This window comes from Niastella sp., assembly GCF_045805085.1.
Lineage (GTDB): Bacteria > Bacteroidota > Bacteroidia > Chitinophagales > Chitinophagaceae > Niastella.
Genome location: NZ_JBJMLX010000338.1, coordinates 1 through 16,212, shown reverse-complemented (window position 1 = coordinate 16,212; position 16,212 = coordinate 1). Strand labels below are relative to the sequence as shown.

The following is a 16,212-nucleotide window of genomic DNA, read 5'->3' as shown; positions in this document are numbered from 1 at the left end:
TACCATATATTTTTAAATAATAATTATGATATACTATTCATCACCTGATCACTCCCTACTCAGTTTTGTCCTCATCCGCTACAGCTTCCTCCCAGGTTTCCCACCGTGGCGTACCGGCATCATAGCCGTTATAACCAAAATTCTGGTTAAGTTTTCCTTTGTTGTTAGCTGTGATGGCAGCATTCGGAATGGGCCAGTAAAGGTTGCACTTATTCATTTTGTAATTGAGTGTGCGGTTGTTCGAGGTCACTCCTCCCCTGTTATAGATGCCGCCGTCGCGTACAACGCGCTGATACCAATAACTGCCGCCGCTCATATCCACACCCGAAGTCTTGTCATAGGTATCCACATTGTACGTGTTGCCCCATTCGTCGGGTTTGCCACTCAGCGCCAGACAATAGGAAACCCGGCTCAATTCCATATGCCGCCATTCTTCGAGGTATAGTTCACGGGCGCGTTCATCCATTATGTCGCCGATGGTAACTGTTGGATAAAACTGTGTACAGCCAGCTCTTTTGCGCAATTCATTTACGTCTGTAGCAGCGCCTGCAGCATCGCCTAAATAGAATTTTGCTTCGGCGCGCAGCAAATAAGCTTCAGCCAAACGATAAAGATACCAGTCGGCAACGCTTCCTTTGGTGGCACCTGCATAGGCATTGGCGCCCAGGTTGGCTTCTGCCTCCACATCCTGTATAAAGATCTTATAGTGCGGCCAGTCGAACCAGCAGCGGATGGTATCCGCGCACAGGATAGCGCCCGTAGTCGGATGATAGAGCCGGAGGTTCTGACCACGATAGGTAGTTGTATTGGTCCCGTATTTGACCGAATCCATTCTTCCCCAGTTCCCTACTTTGCTGTTGTGCCTCAAATCATTATTATCCTCTATGCCATTAACCACCCACAATCCATGCTGCGCATAAGAGGTTGGACGGAAAACACCTATGCCCCGACCGATGGCCCTGCCGTAATCAAGGTCGGCCCGGTAGTTGGAATTATTACGGGCGTAAAGATCTTCTGCATTTTTTCCATCGGGCGATTTCAGGCTGCCATTATTTAAAGCAGGCCCGAAGATACGCATAGTAGCAAAAGCAATGTTCGACTGTGCGCCGCGGTTAGGCATACCCATGATCACCTCTGTATTGGAAGCGATCAACTTGTTTTCAGGGCGGTGTAAATCCCAGATCACGTTACGGGTAATGGGCCAGGTCTTAGGCTCTCCGCCAGGGTAAAAGGTACCGAAGGAGTTCCTCATCAATGAATAACCTGACTGATTGATTAGTACGTCTGCCAGATCTTTGGCTTTCTGCCACTGACCGGTAGCCAGGTAACATTTGATTAACAGCATACGGCATGCCCCTTTATTGACCATTCCTGTTTCAGTCATATCTTTCTGGTCGGGTACCCATTGTACGGCAAACTCCATATCTTTCGTAATCATGTCCAGGATAGCCGCCTTTTTTGTGCTGCGGTAATTTTGCTTGGGCACCTCCAGTATCTTAGTTATTAATGGTACATCGCCGTATTGAAAAACAAGCGCCAGGTAACGGAAGGCGCGGTGAAAGTAAGCTCTGCCTTTATAGGAATTTTTAGTAGCCTCACTTAAGGATGTTACTTTGTCTACATAGGTAAGAACGGTATTGGCATACTTGATGCCGTTATACGTTTCATCCCAAAAATGATTAATGTAATTACCATCATTGCCTGCGGGGCCTGCTGCCCCGGCAGTGGGGGTTAAATTATCAGCGAAATTATAGTTAACGGAATTTCCGTCAACATCGGTTTTGCCATAAACAGCCAGGTCTGAAAACATGTATTCTGTTCCTATAACAACAGAGTTGGTGTTCGCAGCGGTATTGGTCCAATAGGAACGTAAATGGCGGTCACTGATAGCCAATGCAGCCTGCAGGCCCGACTCAGTGCTAAAGGTGGCGGTCGGTTCGTAAAACGACAGCGGATCAGGCGACAGGAACTCCCGTTTACAGCCGCTAAAAAATATTGAACCCGATAAGACCAGCATCATCCCTGCTACGATCGATAATGCCTTTTTATTTTTAAATTTATATAAGTTCATACTTGTTTTTTTAGAAGGTTACATTCAAGCCAAGGGAAAAAATGCGGGTTGCCAGATTTCCTGTTTCGGGGTCACCATATTCCCAATCACGCTGCCATACAGCCACGTTGCGAACTGAACCATACAATTTTACTTTTTCAACATCCACTTTCCTGGTCCATGTTTTTGGGAACGTATAGCCTACAGCCACATTTTCAAAACGAATAAAGGAGCGGTCATACAACTTATCTGTTGCAGCGCCTGCAGGTCCCGTTGCATCCAGTCTCGCATACTTGTTGGTAGGATTTTCCGGTGTCCAGTACGCTTTGGAGAATGTATTAAAATTGGCGGTAATCAACGAACCTCCATTGTCCTTGTTCATATAGTTTCCCGAAAGACTCTTGTGCCCCATATACGAGTAAATATTGAACGAAAGGGTCAGGTTGCTGAAAAAAGTAAAGTCGTTACGCAACTGCCAGTTTACAGGCGGCGCTGTTTGCCCTAAAAACACTTTATCATTGTCGTTATAAACTGCGGTGGTAGATCCGTCGGCGTTTTTTTTGTCGTCAGCTGTATAATTATTGGCGATTTTGGGATCACCGGGACTTTGTCCGTATTTCCTGGCTTCTGCGGCTTCGCTTGCCTGCCAGATGCCCGTTACCTGGTGACTCCAGATAGCGCTGATGGGTTTGCCGATGAACCAGCCATTGCTCTTATCGTCCATTTCCTTAACGCCTATAACATTACCGTTTGCATCTAAAATATTTTCAGATTGATAATAGAGGTGCGTGATCGTGTTTTTGTTGTACGAAAAGTTCAGGGTTGTTCTCCATTCCACCACCTTGCTTTTAACATTTAAGGTGTTCACAGAGATCTCAAAACCTTTGTTTTGCACTTCTCCGAGGTTGGTGGTGATGCTGGCAAAACCGGTGAAACCAGGAAGGCGTTGAGCCATGATCATATCATGCGTTCTCATTGAATAGAATTCAACAGCTCCCGTGATGCGGTCATTCAGAAAACCATAGTCAAGACCTACGTTCAATGACGCGGTTTTCTCCCATTGCAGGTTTGGATTTGACATGCGATCAACCAACAAATACTTTACCTCTTCCATGCCACTTGCCACAATGTACCCCATCGTTGCGCCTGCGCCGGAACCAAGATTTGCCAGGGATACATAAGGATCTCCCAATGAACGGTTCCCGTTTTCACCGTAGGAGACACGCAATTTACCAGTACTCATGATGTGACTCCACTTAAAGAATTTTTCATTGGCAAACGACCAGCCGGCTGCCAATGACGGAAATGTTGCATAAGGATTTTTTTGCCCGAATGCTGAATAACCGTCACGACGCACTGATGCTGTCAACATATAGCGGTTGTCGTATGAATAGAAGGCCCGCGCCAGCAATGCATCGGCAGATTGGTGAGCATCCTCGGTTGAAAAGGTACTGTTTTCCTTTGTCGCATTCGATGTGTTGTGGAAACCCAACGCATCAGAAGGCAGGATATTGCGGGCTTCGGTCCTGTCTTGCCAGTACCTGCGATCTTCGGCTTCCTGTACCAATGTCAGGCTCACCCGATGTTTCTTTGCGAATGTGTGTTCCCATGCCAGTGTGTTGTTCAACGACCAATCGAATCTTTTTGAATTCTCACGATCCACTCCCCTGTTTACAGCCAACATATCCGGCTCTGCAGCCGACATAAAATAGCGATTGTAGAACCACTGGTAACGCGGCGATGCGTTAAATGAGTAGGTAATATTAAATGGCAGCTTCACTTTAGCGGTCAGTATCGTATTAAGTACGGTGTACCCTTTCTCCAAGTCCAGATACTGCTTTTCAAAATCATAATTATACCCTCTTTTTATGGTTTCGTCACCCATCGGATACTGCGCCAGGCTTCCATCCGGATTTCTATAATGACTGTACGGGGAATTACGTATTGGATTGGATTCCCAATAATTTGTACCTAAGCCGGGTGCGAGGTCGCCGTCACTACGGTCTTGAAAATTCACATTGGCACCTATATCAAGCCATTTATTTACTTTTCCTTCCAGCTTCAGGTTGGAACGCACAGCTTTATAATTATTGTAGTTTACGGCGCCTTCGTTGCGCAGGTAGCCAACGGACATATAATAGTTCATTTTATCACTGGCGCCAGATACACTGGCGTTGTAATCCTGGTTTAAACCGGTACGAAAAGTATTATTATACCAATCGTAGGTATTACCTGCGAGGTAGTCCTTCAAAACCCCACCTTCAAGCCCCAGGCGTTTAGCATAAATACTGGCATCAGTTTCTCCGGCTGCATTAGTAGTGTATGCCCGCCATTGATCAATGCTCACCCCGTAATTGCCTGCATTTTCCGGAGAATCGAAATAACCAGGTTTAGTTACAGTAGCTGCTGTTTGATAGGGCTCATAATTACCTGTAGTGGAGTTTGACCCGTAAGTGGGCGTTTTATACCAGTCTTCGCGGTACTTCATGTAGGCCTGAGGCCCAAAAACTTCCCGGTAAGCGCTCTTTGTCGTTGCGCCTAAGTTAGAAGAGAAATTGACGACCGGCTTACCCGGCTTTCCTTTTTTGGTGGTAATGATGATTACCCCGCTTGCCGCTCTCGATCCGTAAATGGCTGCAGCCGACGCATCCTTTAGTACATCGATCTGGCTGATATCATCGGGATTGATCTCTGACAGTTCCCCGTAAAAGATCATTCCGTCCAGAATGATCAACGGATCATTATGCCCGCCGGCAGTATACACTGAGCGCTGCCCGCGGAGCTGCATGGAACCACCGCCTTTTGCGGAGGGATCGTACCCTACACTTAAACCCGGCGTTCCGCGAAGGATGTCCTGAACGGTATTCGGATTTTCATTGGCCAGATTTTCCGGGCGGATCTGTACTACCGAACCCGTAAGATCTTTTTTTCTTGCCTGGCCATAGCCAATAACTACTACATCATCCAATAACCTGGTATCAGGCACAAGCTTTATTTCAAGAACAGCAGCGTCTCCAACGGTGACAGTTTGTGTAACATAACCCGTAGAAGAAAAAACAATTTTTGCATTCGGCGCAATGTGCAACGAAAAATCACCTTTCATGTTTGAAATGGCGCCGTTACGGCCATTCTGTTCAGAAACCGTGACGCCTGGAACAGGCTGGCTGGAATAGGCATCTATTACTTTTCCGGAGATGAGCTTTGACTGGGCAAAAACTCCCGGCGAAATGGCTATCAAAAGAAATAATGACAGCACATATTGCCGCATGACAAAAAGGTAAAAGCTTTTCGTTTTACAAAAGTTTACAATTCTCATAAGCAATCATTAAATGTGTGAATACAATAGTTTTGGATAATTGTCCCGTGAAAATATGTGTTCAAATCACCTTTATCGGGGTGTAATCCTGAATAAAAGGGGGCTAATCAGGATTTGCCCCTCTTTCAAGTGTCACTATTGTTCCATAAAATGATCAGTTGGCCCAGCCTGGGAATTACAATTATAAAAAAGCCCCGACGATGCCGTCAGGGCTTATTAACCAACTGCTTTTGCGGTATGAGCCTGCTTATTCTTTTATTATTTTCCTGGACAAGATGTCATTTCCATTGTGAATTATTACATGGTAAACGCCTGCCGCAAGTTGTTTTACCGGCAGTTGCTGTACCGTATTATAAATAGCCGCAGCAGCAACCTGGATACCTGCCTCATTATACACCTGACAATAAGCGCCTCTGTGTACCAGGGCTAACCTGATCATGAGGTTCTCTTTGACAGGGTTTGGATACAACTGAACTCCTTTTTCAACCGCGTTTGCCTGATCGGAAACAGCCAAACCAGCACTGGCCGATGCCACACGCGATGCAAAAGTAATTACCTGGTATTTTTTGAGTTCCAGGCCCGATGCAAGCTGGTTTACCTCAGTATCGGACAGTGCATAATTATAGATGCTGAATTCGTCAATAAGACCATTGAGCAATGGGTCATTGAATTGCGACTTGCCCAGATAGTTCTGCGTAGTGGCGCCCAGGTCTGCCGGATGCATAGTAACGGCATTATTACTTGCCACAGCCTGACCATTCACATACAGTTTCACGGCCGGCCCTGACTGAGAGACAGCTATATGTGTCCAGGTATTCAAAGGAAAGGCAAACGGATAACTGACCAGTTGTTCGGCGCTGCCGTTCTTGATCCCGTAACGCAGTATGGGCAATCCGCCGGTTGTTCCTGCCTGTGGTGTCAGGAACATGTATTGATTGGTACCGCTTCCAAAATCGAAAATGCGCATCCAGCCCGAAAGGCTTTTTATATTCACCCATGTTGCAATGGTGAAATCAGTTAATTCACTTATTGGTCCTTTGTCTTTCAGGTATGCATACGAGGTGGCAGTTCCATTGAGCTGCAGCGCCTGTCCTTTATAACCTGTACCACGAACAGCACCGGATGCAAACAGGGCATGATCACCACCCCAATTGTCTTCTGCCAATAAACCGGCTGTATCATCAAAACTGATATGCAAGTGCTGGCCCTGCACCGGTTTACCCCACAACCCCGTTGCCGGGCTCTGGCCGGCATCGTTATAGGCCATCACCTGGTAATAATACCCCTGTTCATTCGTGAGGCCTTTATCTACATATTTCAGTGAATCAAGATCCGGTGCAATTGTATCATATGGCCCCGACTGTGCAGCCGCACGCAGCACTTTGTATTTTGCGTCGTATTGAAAGTCCCATGTAAGGGTAATGCGCGTATCGCCAGATGCAATGCGCGGGTGAAGCACACTGTCAGGCGCCTGTAAAACAGGTGTTGTAATGAGTAGCGTATCTCCATTGGCGCTTTCACCTCCTGAATTCAGCGATGCAATGGTATAATAGTATGTAGTATCAGCTGTCAATCCTTTGTCCTGGTAAGTACTATCCTTTAAATAATCTGCCACCACAGTATAAGCGCCATTACGTGACTGGCTTCTTTTTAACCTATAAGAGCGGCCGTTCGTAACCGCTGTCCAGCTCAGGTTTACCTGGGTGGCAGCAACAGCCTTACCAGCCAGCACCGGAGGTTGAGCCCTGAGATCTCTTGTGAATAAAAGATCGGCTGAATACCAGGATTTTCCGCCTTCATAGCTGATCGCGTATAAGCGGTAGCGGGCCGTGTCATAGATAATACTGTCTGAAAAGATCACCGTTTTGCCTTCTGTATAATTAGAATCAAGGAACAATTCGCCGAGTTGGATATAACCAGTATCACTATTTCTTTTGCGTTCAATTACATATTTAACCCCAAGGTCTCCATTGATATCCAGCCAGGACAGGTTCACCTTTTTATAATCTTCAGACAGCGATCCTGTCAACACCGGCGCTGCTATGTGCCAGGTGTGGTTATAGCTGTCAGCAGGCTTGTAAATGGCCGGATCTGATGTATAAGCCAGGGCTGATCTGTTAGCAGCATAATATTTTCCTGCAGGAGTAAGTGTATCGGCCAGCACCATTGCACGCTGGTATTGTACCCAGTTGTAAATAGAATACCGTTCTACAAAGGAAGTGGTATCAAGTACCTGTAAGATCAACTTTATATCGCTTAACTGCTTTTGCAATGCAGCCGCTGTATCTGTTGGCCACGCTTCACCCGTCCAGTTAGCCCCGTTATTCCACTCTGTGATCCAGATAGGGCGCTTGTTGCCATACTGATTGAAGGCGCTCAGCAATCCGCTGTACCAGCTGTCTGCACGACCACCACTAACCCGGCTGTTCCAATAACAATGCACTGCGGTAAAATCAATCCGGTAATTTAAACTGTCTGCCTTATCCATAAAGCGTTTAAGCCAGCTGTTAGGTGAACTTGGCGCGGGTGAGCCCAGGCGAAAACCGGATTGTAACAATTGTGGCCATTGGTCGATGGCCTGCTCAACGGTCATGTTGGCCTGATCGGTATGGTCGGGTTCATTGAATCCGAGCAGATGGTTGCTGTTCTGTTTATTATATATGGTATTGAAATCGGGCCAGCCCCCATTTTGCCTGATGGGAACGTATTGGGTATTCACCGTGGTAGCGCCGCCTGCACTCCAATCGTAACTCCAGGTTGCATTGACCTGCTCCAATGGAGCACCGCCACCGGCCCATCCTTTTTTACTTACATAATCCCATTTAAAGGCACGTATAAATGAAACTTTGCCATAAAGGCCTTTGGGTATAACCGGCACGGCTATCTCCTGCATATCGGCGATGTACACTTTGCTGAAACCAAGCCCTTGTGCATTAGAACCGATTGTTACCGAATAGCCTCTTTTTAGTTTGAATGATCTGAACCGGTTATCGTAGGCGCCCAGGCTGTCATAGATAGTAAAGATCTCATAGCTTGCTGAATCGCCCGTGAAATTCTCACCGGTGAACAGGGTGATCGCTTTTTGCTGCGAAGCAATACCATTGGGTATTACAACCGACCCGTTGCCATAGATGGCAACACGTACATTGGCTCCATTGCCGGCCGGCTGACCATTTACGCTTACGGCGCCTAACCAGTCGCTGATCACCTTCGACGGTTTTATATTGTCAAAGAAAAGCCAGGAATCATCGTTGTTCAGGGTAACCTCAGCATTTACAAACGGGGTGTTGTCTCCGGTCAAATGCACATCGGTTTTGCCGGGCACTACAAAGTTGGTGTTAAACGTGGTGGGTATAGCCTGCCGGTTCCCGGTAAGGATGACCGTTTGCCGCGGGCCGTTCACCAATGCATCGGGTGCATAAGCGCCTGCTGAATAGCTCGCTGCTACAATTTGCATGTTTACGGCGCCAGCGGGATAGTTTTTACCAAAAACGAACCGGGGTACTACTTCGCCATTGGCGATTAATTTGTACAGGCTTACTTCAGCTATTGCAAAAAGGGCCCAATCGCCGGTAATTGTAATGTAATACTGTCCGGCTGCCTGTGCACTAAAGGAAAAATCTTCCTGTGTAAGCACCCGGGTGCCGGTTGTATTGAATGTTTGGGATGCCATGCGGCCCGCAACGGTGGGTGTTGTACCAATGCCTACCGTCATAGATTTAGGTCCGCTGCCGGCGTTGCTGATATACGCTTTCAGCCAGGAGAATTTATAGCGTTGATTGGCTTCCAGTGTCACCGGGAAACAATAGGCCATGCCGGACGCGCCATTAAAATCCCAGCGGATATACATGATTCGCCCGGTATAGAGGGAACCGTTATAGGTTTCTGTATTTGTTCCTGACGACGCGTTGATATCCAGGTAACGAACGCCGCTACCCGAATTGGCTACATTGAAGATACTGGTGTCGCCATCGCTGCGTTTCCACCCGTACCTGATCGGCTTTCCCAATGTATCGGGTGGTATGCCTCTCCAGTTGGCCAGTAAGTTGGTACCGGTTATAGTATCCATGGAAGGAGGAGCAGTTTCCACGCCATTGACAATATCTTTAATGGTGGTTAGTGGTTTGGACTGCAGGTAAGCGCCATTCTGGTAGAAATGCGCCGTGTCGTTTTTGACGGCTACCCTTATCACATATTCATCTGCAGCCCTTGTAGCAGACAGGGTTTGAGGTGCAGTTAGCGAGGCGGTGTTTGCCAGCCGTGCCGTATCGAGTGATAGCCTGAAGCCTTTGAATAACTGATCACGGCCTTCCAGATCAAGGCCGCGGCCGTTGGCGCTGCTCACCCGGGCTTTTACTTCCAGCGTATAGCTGCCAGGTAAAGCCAGTGGCATCATTACAGTGTCGGTTTGACTGCTGTTCGTAAAAGACCGGTTGGTTATCAACGTTTGTTCAAGTGTTCCTTTTACGGGCAGGCCGGGCGCCTGTGCAAAGACAGCGCTATGCAGCCCCGGCACCAATAAGGTGATGAGTAGTAAAAATCTTTTCATATGCAAGGTTTCGTTAATTATAAAATCGTTCGCGATCTCATGAGGACGGAGTGCCGGCCTGGTGCAAAATACGGTTTACTGCTGCCGAAGACAGGGGGTAATCAGTAATAAACAGGGGGAAATCAAGATTAAAAAGCGATCCGGCGGCTAATTATCATCAGTGTCATCAGTGGAGGAATGTTTGCCGCGTCCTTTACGGAAAGTTTTTACGTAGTCAGAGGGTCTTAGTCCGAACAGCCTTGTAAACTGCTCACGGAAATATTTGAGATCATTGAAACCCGATTCAAATGCGGCCTGGGTAATATTACAATCGGTTTCCATAAGTAATTTAGCGGCTTTGCGAAGCCGTATAAACCGGATAAAAGCTGTTGGCGGCTGGCCGCAGATCGATTTGATCTTCTTGTACAGGTTCGATTGCCCCATGTGCAGTTCAGCGGCTAACATTTTTATCCCAAAATCCGGATTGTCGAGATGTTCTTCAACGATGTGAATGCAGTTATCAAGAAATTGCTGGTATTCCGGCGCTACTTTATAAGCAGTCTTTCCAAAAGTGATCGTATTATAGAAATATTTTTGCAGCGTGGTGCGGCTTTTGAGAATATTTTGTACCCGTGCCATTAATAAATCTTTATCGAACGGCTTGGTGATATAATCGTCTGCACCTCCTTCCAAACCATCCAGCCTGGTTTGCTGGGCGCTGTTACCCGTTAGCAGAATGACCGGGATATGGCTTAAATTAGGATCTTCTTTGATATTGATACAAAACTCAATACCACTAGTGCCCTCCATATTAATATCACTAATGATAATGTCGGGTATCTGTTTTCCGGCCAGTTTTAAGCCCTCTGTAGCATTATTAGCAGTAAATACCGTAAACTTTTCTGCAAAGAATCCCGAAAGGTAAGCCACCGTTTGGTCGTCGTCATCCACGACCAGTATGGATTTTTTTTCATTCACCAGTGCATCGAGTTCGCTTAATTTGTTCGTTTCGCGCCCAGCTGTTTCGGATGGGTAATCGCTTTCAACCAGTTCCTGGAAAATTCCGGTTGATGTTGTTGCTGACGGCATGATCAACTCCTCGTCAATGTGTTGGGTCCCTTTCAGGATCTGGATATGAAATGAGGTTCCCTTTCCCTCCTCGCTTTCATACCAGACAGCGCCTTTCAGGCTGTTCATAAAATGCTTTACAAGATATAAACCAATACCAAAACCGGGTTTTGCAGGTGTGCTATGTCGCACCTGGTAAAACCGTTCGAACAATTGGTCGCCTACATGGACCGGAATGCCATAACCTGTATCGTTCACCGACAAGATAGCCTTATCGGTATCTTCTGTCAATTCTACGGAAATGCGGCCTCCGGCCGGCGTATATTTAAAAGCGTTGGATAAGAGGTTTAGAAAAACGATCTCCAGTTTTTCGCGGTCGGAATATATTTCAACGGGATCGGGTGGTGTTTTGTATGTATAATGGATATTGCCGGTTTGAGCCTGGTGCTCAAACGCCAGGAAAACCTCCCTGCATAAAACATTGAGATCAAGTTGTACGATGCGAAGCCGGTCTGCACCTGCTTCTGCCTTACGGAATAAAAGCAACTGGTCAACAAGGTTCAGCAGCCTGCGGGCATTGCGGTAAACAAGTTTCAGTACACCATGGTCCTTTTTATTTACGTCACTGCTTTGCAAAAGCTCTTTTACAGGGTTAATGATCAAACTGATGGGTGTTCTGAATTCGTGGGTAACATTTGTGAAAAAAGACAGCCGCCTGTCATTGATCTCCTGCTCCTTTTCAATTCTTATTTTTTCCATTTCGGTTTCAGCAAGGTGGATCTTATATTCAGCCTCTGCCTTTTCCCGTTCCGCTTTTTCTTTACTGGCATTTGCTTTTGCCAGCGCTATGTCATATTTAAGTTTCGCCTGGTTTATTCTATAGCGTTGGTAAAAAACAACTGCCCATATAAAAAGCATTGCATACAGGCCGTAAGCCCACCACGACCGGTACCAGGGCGGCAGCACTTTTATCCGCAGGGTCAGTTCTTTCCCGGACCAGTTGCCTTCCGTATTGGTGGCCCTGACATGTAACAGATAGTTCCCTTCATGCAGCTTCGTATAATTCGCCTGACGGATGTTTCCAATATAATTCCAGTCTTTATCCCACCCTTCCAGGAAAAACGCATACCTGATCTTGCCAGGTTTGCCATATTCCAATGCAGTAAAATTAACAGACACGGAAGCATCGTTGAATGGCATTTCAATGGCCGTAATTCTTCCCTGCAAGGTTTGCTTAATATAAGCACCAGCCTGAGACAATGGCTGGTTATTAATATACATATCTGTCATGAGCACGGCAGGGTTATTTTTAGCAACCGGAACAACTGCAGGATTAAAAATATTAAAACCACGGATCCCTCCAAAGAGCATTTCGCCGGTGCCGAGTTTCAGCGCGGCGCCATACAGGAACTGGTTGCTTTGCAACCCATCATCCTGAAAATAAGTTCTGAAAGTATTGGTTTTATTATTGAATTCGGATAACCCGTTGAACGTACTCATCCAAAGGTTTCCATTGCCGTCTTCGAGGATATTCAATACGCCGTTGTTCGACAGCCCATCTTTTGCCGTGAATCGTTTTAACAGTTTCCCGCTTTGACGGTCAACAAGAATAAGCCCTCCCCCTTCTGCTCCTACCCACATATTGCCAGCCTTGTCTTCAAGGATGGCGCGCACCGGTTTGCCGATCTCATAGCGAACATGGTGTTTATCGGCCGGGTCGATCCTGATCAGTTCGTGCGCAGTCCCGGCCCATAATCCACCGCTTTTATCCTGGTAAATGGATAGCAGGTCTACGAGGTGCTGGCTAAACACTTCAAAGCGGTCTTTCTCCCGGTTCAGATAATAAAGCATTCCACTGCCAAATGTGGTGGCCCATAACACCTTGTTCGTGTCTTCAAACATGATCCACACGTTTTCGTTTATCAGGCTTTCAGATTCATTCCTGCACTTATAGGGGATAAAAGTTTTATTTATGTTGTTCCACTTGTTAATGCCTCCGCCAAAAGTGGCCACCCATACATCGCCTTTGAAGTCCTGTATAATGCTGCTTACGTGGTTATTGGTCAATGAGCCTGCTTTTGCAGGATCGTTTTTATAATTGGAAAACGTGCCAGTCTTCCTGTCCCACAGGCTGAGTCCGCCACCATCGGTTCCTACCCAGATGGTTCCATCGCTGTGTTCGAGAAAACAGGAAGCAAAATTACTTATAAGGCCGTTTCTACCGTATTGGGTATGCGAGATAGTATGAAAGAATTGCTGTTCGGGATAATACATATCAATCCCTCCATTGAGTGTACCTATCCATTTTCTACCGTCCCTGTCTTCATAAATTGCCGACACCACTTCACCCGATAACTCATAGGGGCTGTCGCCTGTCTTCAATTGTTTTATGGTAAGGTTCTGCTGGTCAAGGACCACTGCGCCGCCTCCACGGTAGCCTACCCATATTTTGTCTCCTTTGTCAATCAGCAGACTGACAATTTTATTTGGCTGCCGGTTTGTACTTTGACGGGAATATTTGAGTTGCAGGGATTGACTGGCCGGCTGGTACTGATACAGGGCTGCTGTTGCACCTATCCACAGGTTGCCCTGCTTGTCGAATTGCATTACTGCGGCATCACCGAACTGCGTTTTTACAGGGACAATTTGCTGTGTTTTTTCATTTAACCGGTAAAGTCCCAGCCGGGCAATAAACATCCACACGTTGCCTGTTCTGTCTATTGCAATAGAAGTAACATTGTAACCGGTTGTGCTGCTGCCATTTTCAAACAGCGGGATCTGCTTTGCAATACGTTTGCCTTTCGTTGCCACCATGAGACCGTTCCCATTGGTACCAATATATACATTACCGGTTTTGTCAACTGCCATACTGCCGACGTGACTTGTAATTCGATTTATTTTACCATTGTCGTGCCGCTGGTATGATGCAAGGTGAAATTTGCCGGCAACCATATCATATATACCAATGCCCTGGCCTGTACCGACCCACAAATTATAGCTGCTGTCTTCAGTGATTACGTAGATAAAATTATGAGGTAGAGAATTGGTGTCTTCCAGAACGTTTCTGAACACGTTGAAGTCATAACCATCAAACCGGTTTAATCCGTCATAAGTACCAAACCACATAAAACCTTTGTGATCCTGAAAAATACACCGAACGGAATTATTAGAGAGGCCACGGTCTATATTTAACCGGCTGATTGGTATGGAGTCGCCGCCTATGGCGGGAAAGCAGCTTGTTAAAAAAGCAAGCAACAGTCCAAGTTGAACAGGCAATCGTTTAGTGTAATATGTAAGCAAGTTTTGGGTAGCAGTTTAGTTACAATAAGAACCCATTTTAAAAAACGCTACAAGCAAATATAAAAAGAATAATAGCAACTTAAGCGTCAATCAAACGTTTATAATGGTCTGATTAATTCCATACACCAAACTTGTCAAAGGCGTACAATTGTTGTTATAGTTGCTAGTAATCAGCTAATTGCTAACAGGTTACAAATTGGCATCTTTATTCGCGACATGTCATACCTGTTTGCTGATATTCCAAAACCCGGGATGGAGCGTGTTTTTACCGACGCCGCTGGCAGTCCTGTTCACTTTGAGGTTGGAGTGATGAACATTCCGCAGCCGGAAGCTATATAAACTAAAAGTTCCTGCCGCATTACGGCAGGAACTTTTTCAGCTTAATGTATTACATTTTTGAAGATAATACTTCTGTCAGCTTTTTCGTACGATAATCAACGTGATGCGCATTTACAACGGGGTCATGATTAACCGTTAAAACACCACCTTCAAAACTGTAGGCCCTTACTTCGGAAGTAACGGTGCCATCATTTTTGATGTGAATTTTTTGCAGGATCTCTTTCAGGGCTTCTTTACCCATATCATCAGCAGCGATGAATTTAAAGGTTTCAATAATGGGTTTGAAGTAAATGTCGGTAAAGTACTCCTCGTACCTGTCGGCATAGTCAGGGGCAGCAAGCGTGTCCCATTCAACGGAAAACTCAATAGGATAACCGGCAATTGAGTTGATCTCTTTTTCCAGTTCGGGAAATTTAGTGTCCTGGAAACTTTTAATAGCTCTTTTTTCAACGAGACCCATGATGATGTATTTTTTACCAATATACAGTTGAATTGTTTCCAGTGAAAATCTCCGAATTAATGTGATTGGGTATAATGATTAACACTTACCTTGTTAAGCACTGGTAATCAATGGCTAGCAAATGTGTTAACTAAACGTTAACGTTATGCGTTTTGTTAATACCCCATTTTCCGCAAAGAAATTTGTCACAATACATGCATTATCGGGTCATAGGTAAGAACAAATTTTAAAAATTACACAGATATACACCAGCGCCTTTTCTTTAAAAAAATCACCTTACATTTTGGACAGGAATTTTCAATTCCGTAATATTGCATCCCATTTGAAGGACGGGGTTTACTGATTATAAGTCTTTGATTTTAAAGCGGTAAAGCAGGTTCTTTAGAAAGAAAAGCCCAGATGGCGGAATTGGTAGACGCGCTAGACTCAAAATCTGGTTATCGCAAGGTAGTGCAGGTTCGATTCCTGTTCTGGGCACTTATTAACCCTGTAAGTCATTGATTTACAGGGTTTTTTTATTTTAGTGTGTGTCATTTTTCCACGCTTTTTACCCCTTTCTGCCGCTTTTATTGACACAAAATTGACACATCTCATGACACACCGAAAAAACGTTCCTGCTCCGGAACACAACCAGCACAGTCAGGTATTAAAAAAGCTCAAAAAATGGTTTCATTTGACACACCAAATGAAGCGCCAAAATGATGTTCCTGTTCCGGCACACAACCAGCACTATCAGGTACATAAAATTCCCAAAAAAAGCTTCACATCCCTTCATTTGAAACCCCAAATGACACACGGTTTGACATACCATTGGGAACATAACTCGGCCTCTGTCAGCTGGTTAGCCGAAATGGCAGTAACTGGAATCATATTGGGGCTTTTTAACAAAAAGTATTCTACACGCTTTTTGCCGCTTTCTCCCAGTCTGGTAAAAGGCGACCAAATGACTGTTTACAAGATGGCAGCTCTAACTGGCATGGCATACTCCTTGAGCCTTAATTCTTCCACTATTTAAACCCCTTTCTTATGAATTTCATTCAACGCCCCAACAAAAATGGAGATAAGATTACCTTTTATTTTGATTACGGTCGTGCCCCAGGTCAGCGACCATCAACTGGTATTTTTATTTATGCCAAACCCAACAATCAAAT

The 16,212-nt window shown here is 45.6% G+C and carries 7 protein-coding genes and 1 tRNA gene; 3 read left to right on the top strand and 5 right to left on the bottom strand.

Going from position 1 to position 16,212, the window contains the following annotated elements; translation table 11 throughout:
- Window positions 1-55: 55 nt before the first annotated feature.
- From ACJ751_RS17775 to ACJ751_RS17760, 4 genes are all read right to left on the bottom strand, one after another.
- Entirely contained in the window at window positions 56-2,071 is a 2,016-nt protein-coding gene (locus ACJ751_RS17775) for a RagB/SusD family nutrient uptake outer membrane protein (protein WP_407746866.1), read from the bottom strand.
- Window positions 2,072-2,081: 10 nt separating this feature from the next.
- Window positions 2,082-5,366: a SusC/RagA family TonB-linked outer membrane protein gene (locus ACJ751_RS17770; RefSeq protein WP_407746865.1), complete on the bottom strand. Its 3,285-nt coding sequence runs from the start codon at window positions 5,364-5,366 to the stop codon at window positions 2,082-2,084.
- 247 nt (window positions 5,367-5,613) lie between these two features.
- Complete coding sequence (locus ACJ751_RS17765; protein ID WP_407746864.1) at window positions 5,614-9,915, bottom strand: glycosyl hydrolase; 4,302 nt, start codon at window positions 9,913-9,915, stop codon at window positions 5,614-5,616.
- A 147-nt stretch (window positions 9,916-10,062) separates the two neighbouring features.
- Window positions 10,063-14,217, bottom strand: coding sequence for a two-component regulator propeller domain-containing protein (locus tag ACJ751_RS17760; RefSeq protein ID WP_407746863.1), 4,155 nt, complete (start codon window positions 14,215-14,217; stop codon window positions 10,063-10,065).
- A 261-nt stretch (window positions 14,218-14,478) separates the two neighbouring features.
- Between ACJ751_RS17760 and ACJ751_RS17755 the strand changes: the two genes are divergently transcribed.
- Entirely contained in the window at window positions 14,479-14,601 is a 123-nt protein-coding gene (locus ACJ751_RS17755) for a hypothetical protein (RefSeq protein WP_407746862.1), read from the top strand.
- A gap of 49 nt (window positions 14,602-14,650) precedes the next feature.
- Here ACJ751_RS17755 and ACJ751_RS17750 read toward each other — a convergent pair whose 3' ends face one another.
- A complete protein-coding gene (locus tag ACJ751_RS17750) occupies window positions 14,651-15,061 on the bottom strand; it encodes a hypothetical protein (protein ID WP_407746861.1) in 411 nt (136 codons plus the stop codon).
- Between the two features lie 393 nt (window positions 15,062-15,454).
- Between ACJ751_RS17750 and ACJ751_RS17745 the strand changes: the two genes are divergently transcribed.
- Both ACJ751_RS17745 and ACJ751_RS17740 read left to right on the top strand, forming a co-directional pair.
- Window positions 15,455-15,538 (top strand) — tRNA-Leu (locus ACJ751_RS17745).
- 115 nt (window positions 15,539-15,653) lie between these two features.
- On the top strand, window positions 15,654-16,076 hold the full coding sequence (locus ACJ751_RS17740; protein WP_407746860.1) for a hypothetical protein: 423 nt from the start codon (window positions 15,654-15,656) through the stop codon (window positions 16,074-16,076).
- The last annotated feature ends 136 nt before the right edge of the window (window positions 16,077-16,212 follow it).